Below are 18,377 nucleotides of genomic sequence, written 5' to 3'. Positions count from 1 at the left end.
CAGAGCAGCCGCGACGCCGTGCGCGATTTGCGCAAGATGGCTCGAACGGGCCATCTCGAGGACCTAGAGCCGGCGTGGCACCGGCGCCGGTGTGATCGGCACCCGCACGAGCAGGACGCCGGGTCGCACCGAGGCACTGATCTCCTGGCCCTCGCCCACGGCGTCGCCGTCGAGCTGCATCGGCATCGGCTTCTCGGCCTTGATCACCACGGTGGTGCCGGTGAGTCGGTCCAGCTTGTCGTTGGTGCGCTTCTGCCGGCCGAGCACTCGCACGATGATGGCCAGCCAGCCGATGAACCGCTTGGGCGCCAGCACCACGACGTCGAGCTGGCCGTCGTCGAGCTGGGCGTCGGGCAGCAGGGGGATGCCGCCCTGCAGGAAGCCGACGTTGCCGACCACCACGGTGCGGGCACGGAACTTCTTGAACTCGCCGCCGTCGACGGCGATCTGTACCTTCATCGCCGGGAAGCGCGCCGCTTTCAGGCCCGACACGAAGTAGGCGAGCCAGCCGACCTTCTCCTTGAGCTGGTCGTTGACGCCGGTCATGATCGCGGCGTCCATGCCGAGGCCGGCCATCACCAGGAACGACGTGTCGATGCCGGAGTCGGTGCGGTAGGTGCCGAGGTCGATGGCCTTGTCCTGCCCGTCGAACACCACGTCGAGCGCGTCGCGCACGTTCAGCGGGATGCCGAGGTTGCGCGCCAGCAGGTTGCCGGTGCCGTGCGGCAGGATGCCCACCGCGATACCGGTGAGGGCGGCCTCCTCGCACACCGCGCGCACGGTTCCGTCGCCGCCGGCAGCGACGATCAGGTCGACGCCGGCGCGCAGCGCCTCGGCGGTCTGGCCGTGCCCGATGTCCTCCACGGTGGTCTCGAACCACAGCGGCTCGTTCCACCCCGACAGGGCCGCCACCGCGGCCACCCGTGTCTTGAAGTCCTCGACGTCGCCGACCTTGCTGGGGTTGAGCACCACGGCCACCTGCCGGTTGCCGGCACCGGTCAGACGCGCCAGCTCGGTGGGGAACCGGACCGTGTCGGACACCAGCAGCACCCACAGGCCGAGGGTCACGCCGACCCCGAACACCACGCCGGCGAGCACGTCCGACGTCCAGTGCACCCCGAGGAACACCCGGCTGGCCGCCACGAAGAGTCCGAGGACGGCGAACACGGCGATGAGGGTGCGGCGGCGCCAGCCGCGTCCGGTGAGCACGATCGTGACCAGGATCGCGACGGTGAAGAACATCGCGGAGCCTGCCGCGTGGCCGCTCGGGAACGAGAAGCCGCCGATCTCGTTGAGCTCACCCACCGTCGGCGGTCGGTCGCGGCGGAACACCAGCTTGATCAGCGCGTTGCCGAGCAGCGCCGCCACACCACTGGCGACGATCCAGATGGCGATGCGGCCCTCGCGCTGCCACGCGGCGTAGACCAGGAAGCCCAGCAGGCCGATGATGCACCCGGTGGTGCTGAAGACCTCGGCCGCACCGTTGAGCAGATCGACGAAGCGCGGGCGCGAGGCGCTGAAGTCGAACGCGCGGTCCGCGATCTCGCGGTCGAGGGGTCCGACCGGCCACCAGCCGGTGTTGGCGAACAACGCCAGGACGGCGAACGCCGCGGCGAGGGCGGCCAGCACCCACAGCAGGACCGTCGGACGCGCAGGGGTGGCACGACGCAGGTCGAACGACACGGAGCTCCTCTTCGACGTACGGTGCGGTCACGGGATCGATCAAGGGTAATCGAGACGCGGGAGTGTGTGCGCCCGGCGATAGGGTGGCCGGGTGATCGACCCCAAGCTCCTGCGTGACGACCCCGACCTCATCCGCACCGCCCAACGCCGACGCGGTGCGCCCGAGGAGATCGTCGACCAGCTGGTCAGCGCCGACGAGCGACGTCGATCCTCCATCGTGGCCTTCGAGGCGGTGCGGGCCGAGCAGAAGAAGCTTGGTGCGCTGATCCCGAAGGCGCAGGGTGACGAGAAGCAGCAGCTGCTGGCCCAGACCAAGGAGCTCAGCGCCCAGGTCAAGCAGGCCGAGGCCGACCAGGGCGCCGCCGCCGCTGAGTTCGACCAGCTGCTCAAGCAGCTGCCCAATCCCGCGTCGCCGGACGCACCCGAGGGCGGCGAGGACGACTTCGTGGTGCTCGACACCGTCGGCACCCCGCGCGACTTCGCGGCCGAGGGCTTCGAGCCGCGCGACCACCTCGAGCTCGGCGAGCTGCTCGGGGCCATCGACACCGAGCGCGGCGTCAAGGTCAGCGGAGCGCGGTTCTACTACCTCACCGGCGTCGGCGCACAGCTCGAGCTCGCGCTGACCCAGCTGGCCATGAGCAAGGCCGCCGAGTGGGGCTTCACCCCGATGATCCCGCCCGCGCTGGTCAAGCCCGCCGCCATGGAGGGCACCGGCTTCCTCGGTCAGGCTGCCGACGACGTCTACTACCTGCCCAAGGACGACCTGTACCTGGTCGGCACCTCGGAGGTCCCGCTGGCGGCGTACCACTCCGAGGAGATCCTCGACGCCGGCTCGCTGCCGCGCCGGTACGCCGCGTTCAGCCCCTGCTACCGCCGCGAGGCCGGCTCGTACGGCAAGGACACCCGCGGCATCGTGCGGGTGCACTGGTTCGACAAGGTCGAGATGTTCGTCTACACCACGCTCGAGGAGTCGTACGCCGAGCACGAGCGCATCCTCGGCTGGGAGCGCGCCTGGCTCGACGCCCTCGAGCTGCCGTACCGGGTCATCGACGTCGCCACCGGCGACCTCGGCCTGTCGGCCATCCGCAAGTTCGACTGCGAGGCGTGGGTGCCCACCCAGGGCAAGTATCGCGAGGTGTCGTCGGCGTCCAACACCACCGAGTTCCAGGCCCGCCGTCTGAACACCCGGGTTCGCACGGCCGACGGCACCGTGCCCGCCGCCACCCTCAACGGCACGCTGTGCGCCATGCCGCGCACCATCGTGGCGCTGCTGGAGAACGGGCAGCAGGCGGACGGGTCGGTGCGCATGCCGGCGGCCCTGCACCCGATGCTCGGCGAGGTCCTGAGGCCGATCGCGTGAGCTGGCGCCCTCGCCTGGTGGCGCTCGACGTCGACGGCACCCTCGTCGACCACGACAACGTCATGTCCGACGCGGTCCGCGAGGCCGTGCGGGCCCTGCACGCGTCGGGGGTCGAGGTGGTCATCTCCACCGGTCGCGCGGTGCCCGGCGTGGTGAACACGGCGCAGAAGCTGGGCCTCGACGGGTACGCCGTCGCCAGCAACGGGGCCCTGGTGCTCACCCACAGCCCGGTCGAGGTGCTGCACGCGGTCACCTTCGACGCGTCCGAGGCGGTCGGCCGCATCCTCGAGCACGTGCCCGACGCCCTGGTGGCGGTCGAGGAGATCGGTGTCGGCTACCGCGTCAGCCAGCCTTTCCCGGACGGCGAGATCAACGGCACGATGACGGTCCAGACCGTCGAGGAGCTGGTCGCCGAACCGGTCACCCGTGTCGTCATCCGCGCGCCGGAGCGCAGTGCTGACGACTTCCACCGCCTGGTCAAGGACCTCGGCCTGCACGACACCAACTACTACATCGGCTACACGGCGTGGCTGGACATCGCTCCCGAGGGCGTGTCCAAGGCGTCGGGCCTGGAGTGGCTCTGCCAGCGGCTCGACATCGCCCGCGCGGACGTGCTGGCCATCGGTGACGGAAACAACGACATCGAGATGCTGGCGTGGGCCGGCCGGGGTGTGGCCATGGGCCAGGCGCCCGAGGCGGTCAAGGTCGCCGCCAACGCGATCACCGGCAGCATCGATGACGACGGCGCCGTCACCGAGCTGCAGCGCTACCTCTGACCGCATCCGCTCGCCGAGGAGCGATCTGACCGCATCCGCTCGCCACGGAGCGATCTGACCGCATCCGCTCGCCAAGGAGCGATCTGACCGCATCCGCTCGCCAAGGAGCGAAGCGACTGTGAGGGCGAAGCCCGAGGCGAACCACGCCACCGTGGCTCGGGCACCAGCGAGCCCCTCGCCTCGCCACGCCTCGCGTCCGGGCGCCTACGGCGCGACCCGACTCACGCTTCGCTGGCGCGCGTGTCGGTTCGCTCGCAGAGCTCGCTCACGCCACGCGGCTCGACTCCAGCTTGTCGAAGCAGTCGAGCACCGCGTCGACGCTCGGGGCCGAGCTGGTGGTGGGTTCGACCGGACGGGCCAGCGCCTCGGCCTCGCGGGCGCGGCGCAGGTGACGCTTGATCGTGGACGTGGAGCACCCCAGGCGGTCGGCCAGCTGCAGGCAGGTGTCCTTGGGGTAGGCCTGCCGGATGGAGATGACCGACTCCTGGCTCACCGGGCCGCCACCCACGTTCGGCACGCCCATGGCAGCCGGGGACAGCTCGACCTCGATGCCGAGCTCGCGGCGGATGCGGCGGCGATCGCGCTCGGTCGTGCAGGCGACGAAGCCGGAGACGTCCACCTCGACGACCGCGCGGTACAGGCAGTCGACGAGCAGCGGACACCCGGCGCACTGACGGTGCACCTCGGCGCGCCGCTCGGTGAACTGTCTCCACTCACTGGCCGTCAGGTCGCGCCGCGACGGCGGGTGGTGCAAGGACTCGTGCTGGTACACCTCCGGCGCATGCGCGCACGGCGGCAGAATCGTGTCGGACACGATGGTCATGGGCTCCCTCTTCCCGTCACATCGGGCCCCACACTAGAGGTACATGCCTCCTGATGCTGGCGATTCCGATGAAGTATCCGATTCGTCACCGTTGGCGTCGTTTGACCCCGGTAGCGCCAGCCGCATGTTCTGGAACTGCTGCTGCGCCTGGACCTGCTGGGCGTACATCGCGGCCTGGATGCCGTGGAAGAGGCCTTCGAGCCAACCGACCAGCTGTGCCTGCGCCACGCGCAGCTCGGACTCCGACGGCGACTCCTCCTCGAACGGCAGGCTCAGACGCTCCAGCTCGTCGACCAGCTCAGGAGCGAGTCCGTCCTGCAGCTCCTTGATCGACTGCACGTGGATGTCGCGCAACCGTGTGCGCCCGGCCTCGTCGAGCGGGGCGGCCTTCACCTCCTCCAGCAGCTGGCGCACCATGCTGCCGATGCGCATGACCTTGGCCGGCTGCTCGACCAGGTCGCCCAGCGGCGTGCCCCCGGTCCCGCCGTCCGAGCTCGACGGAGGAACGGCGATCTGGCGACCGTCGGGTCCGATCACCTGCGGGCCGTCGTCGTGCTTCGGGGCGCCGTCGGTGGTGGGTTCTTCGTGGGCGGACGTCATGACGCCAGCCTAACGAGGCTCAGAACGTCAGGAGCACCTTGCCGGTGTGGCTGGAGTCCTCGAGCACCTGGTGCGCCTCGCGGACCTGCTCCAGCGGGAAGGTCGCGTGCACGATGGGGCGCACCGTGTGCTCGGCGACGAGCGGCCACACCTGCGCCACCATCGCCGAGACGATCGCGGACTTCTCGGCCGTCGGCCGTGCGCGCAACGAGGTGGCCATCACGGCCGCTCGCTTGGCCAGCAGGGCGCTGAGGTCGAGCTCGGCCTTGATGCCGCCCTGGAGTCCGATCACGATCAGCCGGCCGGCCGTGGCCAGCGCCGCGATGTTGGACTGCAGGTACTTGGCTCCGATGATGTCGAGGATGACGTCGGCGGCCATGTCGCGCTCGCGCAGCACCTGGGCGAAGTCCTCGGTGCGGTAGTTGATCACCACGTCGGCGCCGAGATCGCGACAGAACTCGGCCTTCTCCGGCGTCCCCACGGTGGTGGCGACCGTGGCGCCGAACGCCTTGCACAGCTGGATGGCCATGGTGCCGATGCCACTCGCACCGCCGTGCAGGAGCACGGTGTCGCCGGGCTGGAGCTTGCCCATCATGAACACGTTCGACCAGACGGTGGACGCGACCTCCATCAGGGCGCCCGCCTCGACGAGGGTGATGCCCTTGGGGACGGTGGCGACCTGGCCCGCCGGCACCACGACGTGTTCGGCATAGCCGCCGCCGCTCAGCAGCGCGCACACCTGGGTGCCGGCCGGGAAGTCGGTGACGCCCTCGCCGACGGCGGCGATCTCCCCGGAGCACTCCAGTCCCAGCACGTTGGTGGCTCCCGGCGGCGGGTCGTACAGGCCCTGCCGCTGCAGCAGGTCAGCGCGATTGACGCCGGCTGCGGCGACCTTGATCAGGACCTCGCCGGGTCCGGGCTCGGGCACGGGACGGTCGACGACCTCGAGGGCCTCGACTCCGCCGGGTTGACCGACGACGACGGCACGCATGGAGGTCACCGTAGCGTGCTGCGGGCATCTCGCCCCGGCAGCCGGTCACCTGCCAAGATGGGATTCATGCGTGTCGCCGTCATCCAGCTCGAGTCCGCCTTGGACGCGTCGACCAACCGCGACCGCATCGCCGACCGCCTCGAACAGCTGCCGTTCGGCCTCGATCTCGTGGTGCTTCCCGAGGGCGCGATGCGCGACTTCGGCGAGCCGGGACACGACCTGGCCGCCTTTGCCGAACCGTTGGACGGCCCTTTCGTCACGATGCTCGCCGATCACGCCCGCCGCCTGGGCGCCACGATCATCGGCGGGATGTTCGAGGCCACCGAGGCGTTGCCGTACAACACCCTCGTGGTGCTCGGCCCGGACGGGAAGCTGAAGGGCTCGTATCGCAAGGTGCACCTGTACGACTCGTTCGGCTACCGCGAGTCCGACCGGTTGGCACCCGGCGAGATCACCCCCACGGTGCTGGACGTCGTGGGCATCCAGGTCGGTCTGATGACCTGCTACGACCTGCGGTTCCCCGAGCTGTCACGCGCCCTGATCGACGACGGCGCCGAGGTCCTGGTCGTGCCGGCCGCCTGGGTGGCCGGTCAGCACAAGCTCCACCACTGGCGCACCCTGCTGTCGGCGCGCGCGATCGAGAACACGGTCTTCGTCGTCGCATCCGCCCAGGGCGGCGACCGGTACACCGGGCACTCCACCGTGCTCGACCCGATGGGCCTGGTGCTCGCCGAGGCCGAGGGCGCCGACGAGACCCTGGTGGTCGAGATCGACCGCGACGAGGTCGGAGCGGTGCGCGAGGTCAACCCGTCGCTGAGCAACCGGCGGATGCGCTGATGGCGGTCAACCAGCAGGGCCGTCGCCGCCGACTCGACTCGTCGGTGCCGCCCGACTACGACGTGCCCACCCGGGTCCCGCGGATCTCGTCACCCCGCGTGGCGTCCGCCGTCATGACCGCGACGTTCGTCGCGTGGATCGTCGGCGTGATCGGCGCCGGAACCGCTGTCGTCGCCGTCGGAGCGCCGTCGTGGGTCCAGCGGCCGGCCGCGGCGGTGCTGATGGTCGTCTTCGTGGTGGCGCTGGTGCACCGAGGTGGTGGCCGCATGCGCCTGTGGGTGCCACCCACCATCGTGCTCGGCGTGCTGGGTGTGGTGGTCCACAGCAACGGCATCCTGGCCTCGGCGGCCGTGGTCACGGCGGTCACCGCTGCGGTGTGGGCCGTGCTGGTCACGCGCCCGGCCGACGGCATCGCCGGTGCCGTGGGCGAGTTCCTGATCGCCATCGTGGTGGCGCTGAGCGGGACCGTCGCGGTGGCGGCGTGGAACGCGCCGGTCAACTACCAGCGGTTCAACCTGATCGTGCTGGGCGCCGCACTGGGGCTGGTGATCGCGCTCGTCTGGAGCCTCGGTGCCGGTCTGCACGGGTTGGGTCGACAGAACTTTGCGATCCTGGTCGGTGCGGCCGTGCTGCTGGTGCTGGTGCTCGCGTACAGCAGCTTCGTGCGCACCCACGGCTCGCAGTCCCTGATCGACCTGTTCACCAACGCGGTGATCTGGCTGCGGGAGACCTTCGGCGGCGTGCCGCGGCCCGTGGAGGTGTTCCTCGGCTTCCCGGCGCTGCTGGTGGGGGTCTCCGTGCGGTCGCAGCGCCGCGAAGGGTGGTGGATCCAGGTCTTCGCCGTCATCGGCACCGCCGTGATGGCCACGTCGCTGGTCACCCCGGGAGCCTTTCCCACCTACATCGGACTCTCCACGCTCTACTCGGTGGTGCTCGGCCTGGCGGTCGGGTTGGCCGTGCGCTCGCAGGTGATGTCGCCTCGGTCGTCGCGCGCGGCCCGCCAGATCGAGCCGTTGAGCCGCGTCGAGCCGGGACGTTTCGCACCCCTGAGGTAGTCGCCTGACGCAAGTGGGAGAATGTGCGTGTACCCGGGGCGACCCGGGTGCTGGGAGGGGTGCCGGAGCGGCCGAACGGAACCGCCTTGAAAGCGGTCACTGACAGAAATGCCAGTCGCGGGTTCAAATCCCGCCCCCTCTGCTTGATGAGCTACCGACTGGACCGACGATTCGTGCTGCAGGGCATCGGCATCAACCTGCTGGTGGCTGCTGCTGCCCTGGCGCTGACCGCTGTGGTGTCCGTGCCCTGGGTCCAGCTGGTGGCTGCGATCGCTGCTGCCGCGTTGCTGGGGCGGGCGGTGCTGCTGTGGGTGCGCCCGCCCGTGGTGGCCCTGACCGACGCCGAGGGTGTCACCCTGGGGGGTTCGCTGACGATCAAGCCGGTGTCCATCGAGTGGACCGAGATCGAGAACGTGACGTCGGACGCCCAGCGGGTCTTCCTGGATCGCGGCGAGTCGGTGCTCGCGTTCCCGCTCGTCTACGCGGGCGAGCGAGCGCCGGAGCTGCTGCGCGACGTGTACGACCGTCTCAACACGGCGCACGGCTACGAGCGGTTCCAGCTCGACTGACCGCCGTGACCCCGGCCTCGCGGCGAGGGGCGATTGGTCCCGACGCCTTGTCGGTCGGTATCCTGCTCAGGTTGCCTGCTGCGGTGGGCGACGAAGGAGATGTCGCATAGTGGCCTAGTGCGCCCGCCTGCTAAGCGGGTTGAGGTTCAAACCTCTCGCGGGTTCAAATCCCGCCATCTCCGCTGACAGCCACGAAGCCGTGCCAGCGCGAGACCCGACATCCTTGCGCTGGTCCAAGGCCGGGCGACCACAGAGGAGCTCGCTCCGCTGCCGAGTGCCGTTCGCCAGTGACGAGCTCTGCGAGGAGCGTGAGCGGAGCGAGGCGAACCACAGCCGGGCGGCTTGCGGTCAGCGGTTCGCGGGCTGGGAGCGGCGCGCACGCAGGGCGTGGAAGACCAGGAAGCACCCGGCGCCGATGGCGGCACCGAACGTGTTGGAGACGACGTCGGAGATGTCGGCGGTGCGGCCGGGGCGGAAGGCGGCCTGCATCAGCTCGAAGGTGCTGGAGACCATGGCCGCGACCACGACGGCATGCCACCACCGGGCCAGCGGCGACGCCATCATGGTCAAGATGCCGAGCGGCAGGTACATCAGCACGTTCGACGAGAACTCGATCACGCGGTAGACCGCGTCGTAGGACATGCCCAGACCGAGCATCCAGCGGCCGATCGCGGTGCCGTAGACGGCACTGAACCGGCTGTCGACGTGGGTGGGCCACAGGGCGATGATCGCCAGGGCGAGCCCGTAGAGACTGCCGCCGATCAGCAGCGGTCGCGTCATCTGGGGCACTTGCCGATTCTAGGTGGGCGCGCATGAACACCGTGTGTCACGCTCGCGGGGTGCCCAGCCACCTGAAGCGGTTCCAGCGCCTCGGCGCGATCCTGTGGATGCTCCGACCCCTGTACTTCGTGGTCGAGGTGGGTGTGGCCGTGGCGAGCACGGCGCCGTACAGCTTCGTCGACAACACGATCAGCGACCTCGGTGCCGCGCAGTGCACCAGCATCGAGCGCTTCGGCGACCCGGTTCCCCTCTGCTCACCGGGGCACGACTGGATGAACGCGGGATTCATCGTCTTCGGGGCGCTGCTGGCGCTCGGCGCGGTGCTGCTGCACGGCAGGTTCGGACGCGGGCCGATGGGCGTGGCGATCACCGCCCTGCTGGTGGTGTCGGGCATCAGCTCGATGGCAGTCGGCTTCACGCCCCTGGACCTGCACCCCGACGGTCACGTCCTCGCTGCCACGCCGCTGTTCGTGGCGCAGCCGGTCGCGCTGGTCCTCCTGGGCCTGACCCTGCGCGGGGAGTCGAGTCGAACCGGTGTCGCCCTGATCGCGACCGGTGTGGCGTGCGCCGTGGCCGCGGTGGCGTTCATCCAGATCGACCACGGCATCGGCATCACCGAGCGCATCGCCTTGTGGCCGGTGTTCGTGGCGCTGGCGGTCGTCGGTGCGGAGCAGCTGACGACGGACCGCGACGGAGGTACCACGTGAGCGAGCTGGTCGCCTTCGACAGTCATGGCGTCCGCTGTGGGGCGACGCTGCACCGAGCTGCCACCGACGACCTGACCGGACCGACCGGAACCCCGTGCGTCGTGATGGCGCACGGCTTCGGGTGCACCCGAGACGGCGGGCTGGACCCCTTTGCCGAGCGGTTCGCGGCGGCCGGGTGCCACGTGCTGACCTTCGACTACCGAGGATTCGGCACCTCGGACGGCACCCCGCGTCAGCGCGTGTCGTTTCGGCGGCAGCGCCAGGACTACGGGGAAGCGGTGCGGTTCGCCCGTGGCCTCGACGGCGTGGACCCGGCCCGGATCGCCCTGTGGGGCACGTCGTACTCCGGGGGGCACGTGGTGGCCGTGGCGGCACGCGACCACCGGGTGGCGGCGGTCGTCTCGCAGGGTGCGGCGGTGGACGGACTGGCGATCCTGCGCAAGCCGGAGAAGGCAGACCCCACGACGCCTCCGGGCAAGGGTGCCCGTGTCGTGGGGGCGGCGCTGCGTGATCTCCTCCACGCTGCCACCGGCCGCGCACCGGTCACCGTCGATGCCGTGGGTCCGCCCGGCGGCTTCGCGCTGCTGACGGCCGCTGACTTTCGCGACTACCTACAGCTGATGGGGCCCACGTGGCGCAACGAGGTCTGCGCCCGCAGCGTGCTCGGCCTGCCGTTCAACCGGGCTGTCCGCAGCGCCGCGCGCGTCGAGTGCCCGACCTTGTTCGTGGTCGCCGAGCAGGACACCATCGCTCCGCCGTCGTCGGTCCGCGAGGCCGCCCGACGGGTGGGTGCTGCCGCCGAGGTCGTGAGCTTCGACTGTCCGCACTTCGACATCTACGGAGGCCGGGTGTTCGAGGCCTCCGTGCAGGCACAGGTGGGCTTTCTCACGCGCCATCTGGTCGCGACAGCATGACGCCAGCCCGTAGGATGGGTGCATCATGCAACCAGGTTCCGACGTCACGTCCGCGCGCACGTCGGTCCGATCCCACTACCTGCTGACCTACGCGATCCTCGCGGTCGCCGTGGCGTCCTTCGCCCTCATGCAGTCGATGACGGTGCCGGTGCTGCCGCGCATCGAGGCCCAGTTCGACACCAGCCAGTCGACGGTCACCTGGGTGCTGACCGCCTACCTGCTGTCGGCGTCGGTGTTCACACCCATCATCGGTCGCCTCGGGGACGCGTACGGCAAGGAGCGCATGCTCGTCTTCTCCTTGGTGTGCCTGTCGCTCGGCTCCCTGCTGGCCGCGCTCGCGCCCACCATCGGCGTGCTCATCGGGGCCCGTGTCATCACCGGTGTCGGTGGTGGCGTGCTGCCGCTGTCGTTCGGCATCGTCCGCGACGAGTTCCCGGCACACCGCGTGGGCAGCGCCGTCAGCCTCGTCTCGTCGCTCATGGCGGTCGGCTTCGGCGCCGGCATCGTGATCGCCGGACCCATCGTCAACGCTCTGGGCTACCACTGGCTGTTCTGGCTGCCGTTCATCGTGACCTCCATCGCCGCCGTGGGCGCGTGGCGCTTCGTCCCCGAGTCGCCGGTCAAGACCCCGGGCCGCATCCCGGTGCTGCCGGCCTTCCTGCTCGCCGGCTGGCTGGTCGCGCTGCTGCTGGGGCTGAGCCAGGCGCCCCGATGGGGCTGGACCTCGCCCCAGGTGGTCGGCCTGATCGCCCTCGCGGTGGTGATCGCCGCCATCTGGATCCGCGTCGAGCAGCGGATCGCGGTGCCGCTGATCGACATGCGCATGATGCGACTGCGCGGCGTGTGGACCACCAACCTGGTCGCCCTGCTCGTGGGCTTCGGCATGTACGCGTCGTTCGGCTTCCTGCCACAGCTGCTGCAGACGCCCGAGTCGTCCGGGTACGGCCTCGGTGCCTCGGTCACGGTCTCGGGGCTGCTGATCCTGCCCATGGCCGCGGCGTCGTTCGTCTGCGGCCTCATCGCTGCGCCGCTGGCATCGCGCTTCGGCGCCAAGCGGGTCGTGGTCACCGCCTGTCTGCTGGCAGCGACGGGCATGATGCTGCTGGTCAACTTCCACTCCAACCCGGTGTCGGTGCTGATCTCGAACGGTGTGCTGGGCTTCGGCATCGGCCTGGCGTTCTCGAGCCTCGCCGCGTTGATCATCGCGGCGGTCACCCCGGAGCAGACCGGCGTCGCCAGCGGCATGAACGCCAACATCCGCACCATCGGTGGATCGATCGGATCGGCGATCATGTCGACCATCGTGACCTCGCAGTCCGGCCAGACCGGAGTGCCGCTCGAGAGCGGCTACACGAACGGCTTCACGGTGCTGGCGGTGATGATGCTGGTCGCCGCGGCGGCCGGACTGCTGATTCCCGGCCGACCCACCCGTCGCGTCTCGAGCCGCCGCGTGCCGGTGGCCGTCACGGCCTGACGCTCAGCCGAAGAATCGCCGGCGCAGTGACACCGGCTGCTCGGTGATGTCGGTGAACCCGGCGTGCTGGGCCCACACGTAGCCGATCCGCAGCTGCACCCGCAGGGCGTCGGGAACCAGCGAGCGCAGGGCGGCGCGGTCCAGCGAGCCGTGCATCGTCACGGTGTCACCGTCACGCGACACGGTCATCGGCACGGTGACGAGGTCGCCGTGGTCGGGTGACCACGCCTGGGCGACGACGTCGACCTCGTCGAGCAGGTCGGGCGTGGGGGTGGTGAGCACCAGCTGCCCGGACCACCGCACGCCTCCCGACCGGGTCGTGGACTCCAGCTCCCATGAGGCGTCGGTGAGGATGCGCCGGGTGGGCTTGCGGGCGACGACCGCCTCGAGCACGTCGCGCCAGTCGCTCAGGAAGCGGGTGTGTCCGTGGGAGGCCGCAGTCACCCGTGCGGCGGCGCCCATCTGGGCGACCCGGTCCGGATCACGCAGCAGTCCGACGGTGCGCTCGGCCATCTGCCCGACGTCGCCGAACTCGATGAGCAGTCCGTCGACACCGTCGGTGATCTGCTCGCGCGGCCCGTAGGGCATGTCCATGCTCACGACGGGGCAGCCGTGGCTCATCGCCTCCAGCGTCGAGAGCGGATAGCCCTCGAACTGGCTGGTGAGCCAGAACGCCGAGGCCGTCCACAACGCCTGGCGTGCACGGGGGTCGTGACCGTGCAACGTGATGGCGTGGGTGAGCCCGGTCGAGTCGATCTGCTCCTGCAGATCGGCGCGCAGCGGTCCGTCGCCGTAGATGTCGAGCGTGGCCCCGGACAGGTCCCGCCGGACGTGGCTGAACGCTTCGATGGCCCGGTCGATGCGCTTCTGCCCGTCGAGGCGGGCGATCATCGCGATGGCGTGCGGCCGGCGCTCGGGTGGCGGAACCGGGTCGCTGGGAGGCTCGACCGGGTTGGGCACGACGAACAGGTTGGCGGTCGCGCCGTAGCGTCGAGCGATGTCGTCGCGCTGGCGCTCGGTGAGGCTGAGCAGCCCGTCCAGGTCGGCGATGCGGCCCATGGCGTCGCGGTAGGTGGCGCTGACCGGGGAGTCCCAGCGTCGTGCGCCGGTGAGGTGCGGGTTGTGCATCTGGTGCATCAGGTGCACCCGCGGATCGTCGATGAGTCCCAGCTCGGCGGCGATGAAGCGTGAGTCGCTGATCAGGAACACCGGCCCGGTGGGCGTGACGCTCATGGTCCACCAGCGCCACAGGCCCCCGAGTCCGGACCACTGCATGACCGGTTCGCCGTCAGGGCCGCACAGGTGCACGTCACCCTGGATGTCGGTCGGCGGTGTGCGCAGGTACCGGGTGCCGTCGGGGCGCAGGTAGTCCCAGACCTCGGTGTCGGTGCCGACTGCGCGGCGCTCCCGCCAGCGGTAGCCGTCGTCGACATCGCCCTCGATCGGCCCGTGGTCGGCGAGGGGCGCGAGCCGCTCACCCAGCTCGTCGGTCGGCCACACGCGCAGCTCCTCGTGCAGGTTGCGCAGCTCGCTGGTGGGCAGCAGCTGGCCCTCGTCGAGCAGGGCGCGGCGGATCGGCTCGTACGACGGCACCGGGTTGTACGTGAGGATCGGTAGGCTGACGCCCGCGTGGAGCGTGAACAATCGGTGGCGCAGGAGCGCCAGCCGCGTCTGGCCGCCGGCCTCGAGGCGTACGTTCCCGATCACCGAGAAGTAGGCGCCGTCAGGCAGGGCGGTCGAGGGCACCGGCTCATCCTACGGTCGTGGAGAGGACACACCATGCGGGCGACTGGGCAGCCGGCTGGGCGGTCTCTGTCCCGCGCAGCCGCTCGACGCCTCCGCGGCGCGGTCGGCCGCTGGCGCCGCACCCGGTGGACGGGTCCGACGCTCAGCATCGTCGTGCCGGTCTACGAGGTCGAGGCCTACCTCGACGCGTGCCTGACGTCGTTGTGCCGCCAGCACCATCGCCGCGTCGAGATCATCGTGGTCGATGACGGGTCGCCGGACGGCAGCCTCGCGATCGCGCAGCGGCACGCCCGTCGCGATCGCCGCGTCACCGTCGTGCAGCGCGAGAACGGCGGTCTCAGCGCCGCCCGCAACACCGGCGTGCAGCACGCGACCGGCGAGCTCCTGACGTTCGTGGACTCCGACGACCTCGTCAGGCCGGAGGGCTACCGGGCAGCCGTGGAGTCGCTCGAGGCGTCGGGCTCGGACTTCGCGATCCTGCCGTACGAGCGGCTTCGCGGGCGCGAGCGGCAGACGCCGCGCTGGATCAGCGACCTGTACTCCCGCACCCGTACCGGCGTCACGATCGCGACCGACCCGGACCTGCTCGTGCACGCCACCGCGTGGTCCAAGGTCTACCGACGTGCGTTCTGGGACTCCGCGCAGCTGCGTTTCACCGAGGGCATCCTCTACGAGGACCAGGACGTGACCGCGGCTGCGCACGTCGCGGCGTCCGGGGTCGACGTCGTGCCGGTCACCACCTACGTGTGGCGCCACCGGCCGCAGTCGATCACCCGCGAGTTCAGCGGCTTCACGATGCACGGGTTCATGGACGCGGTGGCCACGAGTCTCGACGTCCTCGACGCCGTGCCGGGCGCCCGTCGTGAACGGGCCCGACAGGTGCTCAGCAACGACGTGCCGCACTACGTGCGCGCGCTGCCGCGGGTGGCCGACACCGGATTCGCCGACGCGCTGTTCGAGCGATTGCCGGCCCTCCTGGCCGAGGTCGAGCCTGCCGACCTGCAGCGGGAGTGTCCGGCCGAGATGCGGGTCGCGTTCGCCCTGATCGAGCAGGGGCGCATCGACGACCTGCACCACTTCCTCACCCACGACGGGCTCGACCTGTCGGCGCACGAGTCGGCGCCGGAGCCGGCCGGGCCGTCGGTCCACCTGCCGTTCTGGGGTGACGATCGCATCGATCCGGCAGCGTTCGTGCTCTCGCCCCGCCAGGTGGTGCTCGACGCGCGGGTGCTGAGAGCGCGCCTGCTCGACGACGGCGTCGACCTCGAGGTGTGGGCGTACCTGCGCCACCTGGACGGCCCCGAGGCATCGGTCGCCACGTTCCGCTGGGTCGACGCCGCCGGCCGGAGCGTGTCCGAGCTCGTTGCTGAACGATCGGACGAGTCGGTGGGGCACCACCTGCGCACGGTGCGCGAGAGCAACGAGCACGCGGTCTGGCGGGTGCGAGGTCCGTGGCCGGCGCACGACGGCTCCCTGCGTCTCGAGGTCACCGTCACCCACCTCGGCCACACCCGCACCGGCGTGGTCACCGACCGCGACGCGATGGGATCGGCGGCGGTCGAGCAGTCAGCCGCCGGGCGGCGCCTCCGGGCTGCGGGTCCGTTCGTGATCGAGCGGGGCTCCGCACCGCGAGCCGCGCCGGCCGGCACCACGCTGGCAGCGATCTCGTTCGACGAGGCCGGCGCCCGCGTGGTGCTCGACGGCCCGGCGGCCGACGTCGCCCTGGTGTCCTCGCGGGTGCGCCTTCCCGGCGTGCTCGTCGACGGGTCGTGGCTGGTGCGGCTGGAGGCGGCGGTGTTCGACCGGGGAACGTTCCCGGCGCCGATCGGTGACTACCGGATCGAGGTCGACGGTCGTCGCGTCGGGCTGGCGCACGATCTCGCGCTGTCGCTGCCGCTGACGTTCCGCCTGACCCGCACCCGCGGTCGCGTCGTGCTGGAGTCCGGCAGGGTCGTCGTGCGTCTCGACAAGCCGCGCACCGACCTCGAGCAGAGCGTGTGGGGGCAGCGCCGTCTGCGCGCCGCCTACCAGCGCGCCGAGGTCGAGGTCGACCCCCACGCGGCTCTGCTGCAGTGCTACGGCGCCGAGGTCGCCACCGACACACCTGCCGCGTTGCACCACGAGCTGTGGCGCCGTGATCGGTCGTGGACCCTGTGGTGGGGCGTGGTCGACCACTCCGTGCCGCTGCCCGAGGGGGCCGTGCCGCTGGTGGCCGGCACCCGCGCCTGGTACGACGCCATGGCGACGGCAGGACTGCTGGTCAAGAACATCGAGCTGCCCGCCTACCTGGTCAAGCGCCCCGGACAGGTGCACGTGCAGACCTTCCACGGCCAGCCCTTCAAGTCGATGGGGCGGGCGTTGTGGGGCGGACAGCGCAACTGGCCCGAGTGGCGAGTGGCGTACGAGTGCGTGGAGCGTCGCTCGGCGCGGTGGGACCTGATCGTCAGCCCGCACGCCGAGGGCACGCTGCACTACCGCGAGCAGTTCGACTACGACGGGCCGGCGTTCGAGCTGGGCATGCCCCGCACCGACTCGCTGCTGGCCTCCGAGGCCGACCGGGTGCGCGCCGACACCCGGCGAGCCCTGGGCATCGCCGACCACCAGGTGGCCGTGCTGCACGCCGCCACGTGGCGCGACGACCGGGCGTCGGGGCCCATGGGGTCGCGCGACGTCGACCACCTCGACGTCGAGGCCCTCGCCCGCGAGCTGGGAGACGGCTTCGTGGTGCTGCAGCGGAGCCACGGATCGGTCGCCCGCACCGACCGGCGACACGGTGACCGGGCGGGCGTGGTCGACGTGACCGACCACCCGGAGATCAACGACCTGGTGCTCGCCTCCGACGTCGCCGTGCTCGACTACTCGTCTTTGCGGTTCGACTACGCGGCCACGGGCAAGCCGATGGTGTTCTTCGTGCCGGACCTGGCCGAGTACGAGGGGTCGACCCGCGGCTTCCTGTTCCCGTACGAGGGCACCGCTCCCGGCCCGTGGGTCGAGACACCCGCCGGTGTGCTCGATGCACTGCGCACCCTCGACGCGTGGCGCGACGACCACGCCGACGCCTACCGCTTGTTCACCGAGCGCTTCAACCCGCACCACGACGGGCACGCCGCCGCCCGCCTGGCCGACCGGATCGCCGCGGTGCAGCAGCCGGCCGCCGGCGAGCGCTGAGTCCGACGGGGCCGGAGGTCTTAGCGCATGCGTGGCCGTGTTCGAACTGCAAGGCCGGTCCTGATCGGTGTGACTGTCTTGATCTGGCTTGCGGTGGAGCAGATTGAGTTTCGGCGGGAGCACTCACTGATGTGGCAGGTGGGACTCGCTGCTGGCGCGCTAGTTCTCATTCTTTCGCCGAGATTCTCGATGCCGGAACAGAGGCGGGGCCAACTTCTCGCGGGGGCGGTCGCCGTTGTCGTCTTGGCGAATCTCTACGAGATCTTTCTCGGTCCAGGCGCATCGGGAGCGTAGTCGGCTCTTGCGGACCTGTGCACCAGCTCGGTGTCGACCACCACGTCCGCCTGCGGGTGCGCTCGCCGACCACGTGCTGCCAGCGATCGGCTGGAGTCCGCAAGGGCTGAGATGGTGCTGTGGAGACATGACCCGATGCTGAGGCCCGGCCCCCGGGCTGGTCAGGAGGCGAACGCCCCGGGGCGGTCGACCGGGACGATGACTCGACCGAGTGGAAGAAGTGACACCGGCACCAGCTTGAAGCTCCCCAGGCCGAGTGGGATGCCGACGACGGTGAGGCACAGCAGCGCGCCGGTGATCAGGTGGCCGAGCGCCAGCCAGAGCCCCGAGAAGATGAACCACAGGACGTTGCCGATCGCGCTGGGCGCGCCTGCGTCCACGCGGCGCACCACCTCACGCCCGAACGGCCACAGCGCATAGATGCCGATCCGGAACGACGCCAGACCGAAGGGAATGCCGATGATCGTCAGGCACCACAGCGCACCGGCGACCATGTAGGCGAGGAACATCCAGAAACCGGCAAGGACCAGCCAGATCACGTTCAGGACAACTCGCATGACCCGAATCTCTCACGTCGGGCGCCGATCAGAGTCCGGAACC

16 protein-coding genes and 2 tRNA genes are annotated in these 18,377 nt (G+C 70.6%); 11 read left to right on the top strand and 7 right to left on the bottom strand.

All coding sequences use genetic code 11. The features are described from left to right. Positions 1-63 precede the first annotated feature (63 nt). Positions 64-1,683 (bottom strand): bifunctional phosphatase PAP2/diacylglycerol kinase family protein, encoded by a 1,620-nt coding sequence (locus AC0L5F_RS10155; RefSeq protein ID WP_473313232.1) that lies wholly within the window; start codon positions 1,681-1,683, stop codon positions 64-66. Between the two features lie 91 nt (positions 1,684-1,774). On the opposite strand from AC0L5F_RS10155, the gene serS reads away from it, so the two are divergent. Next, complete coding sequence (gene serS, locus AC0L5F_RS10150) at positions 1,775-3,043, top strand: serine--tRNA ligase (protein WP_473313231.1); 1,269 nt, start codon at positions 1,775-1,777, stop codon at positions 3,041-3,043. Continuing rightward, entirely contained in the window at positions 3,040-3,819 is a 780-nt protein-coding gene (locus AC0L5F_RS10145) for an HAD family hydrolase (RefSeq protein WP_473313230.1), read from the top strand. The genes serS and AC0L5F_RS10145 overlap by 4 nt, the downstream gene beginning before the upstream one ends. A 265-nt stretch (positions 3,820-4,084) precedes the next feature. Here AC0L5F_RS10145 and AC0L5F_RS10140 read toward each other — a convergent pair whose 3' ends face one another. Genes AC0L5F_RS10140 through AC0L5F_RS10130 form a run of 3 tightly spaced genes read right to left on the bottom strand, consistent with a single transcriptional unit; the run spans position 4,085 to position 6,233 of the window. Then, positions 4,085-4,642, bottom strand: a complete 558-nt coding sequence (locus AC0L5F_RS10140; protein ID WP_473313229.1) for a WhiB family transcriptional regulator — start codon at positions 4,640-4,642, stop codon at positions 4,085-4,087. Positions 4,643-4,675: 33 nt separating this feature from the next. Continuing rightward, the gene (locus AC0L5F_RS10135; protein ID WP_473313228.1) at positions 4,676-5,242 is read right to left on the bottom strand and encodes a proteasome activator; all 567 of its coding nucleotides are present in this window, start codon (positions 5,240-5,242) and stop codon (positions 4,676-4,678) included. Between the two features lie 19 nt (positions 5,243-5,261). Beyond that, positions 5,262-6,233 carry an NAD(P)H-quinone oxidoreductase gene (locus AC0L5F_RS10130; protein ID WP_473313227.1) on the bottom strand — a complete coding sequence of 324 codons (972 nt, stop codon included), beginning with the start codon at positions 6,231-6,233 and terminating at the stop codon, positions 5,262-5,264. 57 nt (positions 6,234-6,290) lie between these two features. Between AC0L5F_RS10130 and AC0L5F_RS10125 the strand changes: the two genes are divergently transcribed. The 5 genes from AC0L5F_RS10125 to AC0L5F_RS10105 all read left to right on the top strand — a co-directional run bounded on the left by AC0L5F_RS10125 (position 6,291) and on the right by AC0L5F_RS10105 (position 8,876). Continuing rightward, complete coding sequence (locus AC0L5F_RS10125; protein WP_473313226.1) at positions 6,291-7,070, top strand: carbon-nitrogen hydrolase family protein; 780 nt, start codon at positions 6,291-6,293, stop codon at positions 7,068-7,070. Continuing rightward, positions 7,070-8,125, top strand: coding sequence for a hypothetical protein (locus AC0L5F_RS10120; protein ID WP_473313225.1), 1,056 nt, complete (start codon positions 7,070-7,072; stop codon positions 8,123-8,125). Before AC0L5F_RS10125 ends, AC0L5F_RS10120 begins: the two co-directional genes overlap by 1 nt. Positions 8,126-8,178: 53 nt before the next feature. Beyond that, positions 8,179-8,267, top strand: a tRNA-Ser gene (locus AC0L5F_RS10115). Between the two features lie 4 nt (positions 8,268-8,271). Then, positions 8,272-8,694, top strand: a complete 423-nt coding sequence (locus AC0L5F_RS10110) for a hypothetical protein (protein WP_473313224.1) — start codon at positions 8,272-8,274, stop codon at positions 8,692-8,694. A gap of 95 nt (positions 8,695-8,789) precedes the next feature. After that, positions 8,790-8,876: transfer RNA gene (locus AC0L5F_RS10105), tRNA-Ser, on the top strand. A 166-nt stretch (positions 8,877-9,042) separates the two neighbouring features. Here the strand turns inward: AC0L5F_RS10105 and AC0L5F_RS10100 are convergent. Continuing rightward, positions 9,043-9,474, bottom strand: a complete 432-nt coding sequence (locus AC0L5F_RS10100) for a VanZ family protein (RefSeq protein WP_473316181.1) — start codon at positions 9,472-9,474, stop codon at positions 9,043-9,045. Between the two features lie 59 nt (positions 9,475-9,533). Here AC0L5F_RS10100 and AC0L5F_RS10095 point away from each other — a divergent pair, with 59 nt between their 5' ends. Genes AC0L5F_RS10095 through AC0L5F_RS10085 form a run of 3 tightly spaced genes read left to right on the top strand, consistent with a single transcriptional unit; the run spans position 9,534 to position 12,569 of the window. After that, positions 9,534-10,181 (top strand): DUF998 domain-containing protein, encoded by a 648-nt coding sequence (locus tag AC0L5F_RS10095; RefSeq protein ID WP_473313222.1) that lies wholly within the window; start codon positions 9,534-9,536, stop codon positions 10,179-10,181. Further along, positions 10,178-11,095 (top strand): alpha/beta hydrolase, encoded by a 918-nt coding sequence (locus tag AC0L5F_RS10090; RefSeq protein ID WP_473313221.1) that lies wholly within the window; start codon positions 10,178-10,180, stop codon positions 11,093-11,095. Before AC0L5F_RS10095 ends, AC0L5F_RS10090 begins: the two co-directional genes overlap by 4 nt. A gap of 25 nt (positions 11,096-11,120) precedes the next feature. Next, complete coding sequence (locus AC0L5F_RS10085) at positions 11,121-12,569, top strand: MFS transporter (protein ID WP_473313220.1); 1,449 nt, start codon at positions 11,121-11,123, stop codon at positions 12,567-12,569. 3 nt (positions 12,570-12,572) lie between these two features. Here the strand turns inward: AC0L5F_RS10085 and AC0L5F_RS10080 are convergent, their stop codons facing one another. Then, positions 12,573-14,315, bottom strand: coding sequence for a glycosyltransferase (locus AC0L5F_RS10080; RefSeq protein WP_473313219.1), 1,743 nt, complete (start codon positions 14,313-14,315; stop codon positions 12,573-12,575). 33 nt (positions 14,316-14,348) lie between these two features. Here AC0L5F_RS10080 and AC0L5F_RS10075 point away from each other — a divergent pair, with 33 nt between their 5' ends. Next, the gene (locus tag AC0L5F_RS10075; protein ID WP_473313218.1) at positions 14,349-17,483 is read left to right on the top strand and encodes a bifunctional glycosyltransferase/CDP-glycerol:glycerophosphate glycerophosphotransferase; all 3,135 of its coding nucleotides are present in this window, start codon (positions 14,349-14,351) and stop codon (positions 17,481-17,483) included. Positions 17,484-17,938: 455 nt separating this feature from the next. On the opposite strand, the gene AC0L5F_RS10070 is transcribed toward AC0L5F_RS10075, so the two are convergent. Next, the gene (locus AC0L5F_RS10070; protein ID WP_473313216.1) at positions 17,939-18,334 is read right to left on the bottom strand and encodes a YccF domain-containing protein; all 396 of its coding nucleotides are present in this window, start codon (positions 18,332-18,334) and stop codon (positions 17,939-17,941) included. Positions 18,335-18,377 lie beyond the last annotated feature (43 nt).

It is taken from the genome of Aeromicrobium sp. 10G20-16 (assembly GCF_055809665.1).
This window is presented reverse-complemented; position numbering and strand designations above follow the sequence as displayed.

Bases quoted from the DNA above. Each gene is read 5' to 3' on its own strand.
- AC0L5F_RS10140 (WP_473313229.1), bottom strand. From the start codon at position 4,642: ATGACCATCGTGTCCGACACGATTCTGCCGCCGTGCGCGCATGCGCCG.
- AC0L5F_RS10135 (WP_473313228.1), bottom strand. From the start codon at position 5,242: ATGACGTCCGCCCACGAAGAACCCACCACCGACGGCGCCCCGAAGCAC.
- AC0L5F_RS10130 (WP_473313227.1), bottom strand. From the start codon at position 6,233: ATGCGTGCCGTCGTCGTCGGTCAACCCGGCGGAGTCGAGGCCCTCGAG.
- AC0L5F_RS10125 (WP_473313226.1), top strand. From the start codon at position 6,291: ATGGGATTCATGCGTGTCGCCGTCATCCAGCTCGAGTCCGCCTTGGAC.
- AC0L5F_RS10120 (WP_473313225.1), top strand. From the start codon at position 7,070: ATGGCGGTCAACCAGCAGGGCCGTCGCCGCCGACTCGACTCGTCGGTG.
- AC0L5F_RS10110 (WP_473313224.1), top strand. From the start codon at position 8,272: ATGAGCTACCGACTGGACCGACGATTCGTGCTGCAGGGCATCGGCATC.
- AC0L5F_RS10100 (WP_473316181.1), bottom strand. From the start codon at position 9,474: ATGACGCGACCGCTGCTGATCGGCGGCAGTCTCTACGGGCTCGCCCTG.
- AC0L5F_RS10085 (WP_473313220.1), top strand. From the start codon at position 11,121: ATGCAACCAGGTTCCGACGTCACGTCCGCGCGCACGTCGGTCCGATCC.
- AC0L5F_RS10075 (WP_473313218.1), top strand. From the start codon at position 14,349: ATGCGGGCGACTGGGCAGCCGGCTGGGCGGTCTCTGTCCCGCGCAGCC.
- AC0L5F_RS10070 (WP_473313216.1), bottom strand. From the start codon at position 18,334: ATGCGAGTTGTCCTGAACGTGATCTGGCTGGTCCTTGCCGGTTTCTGG.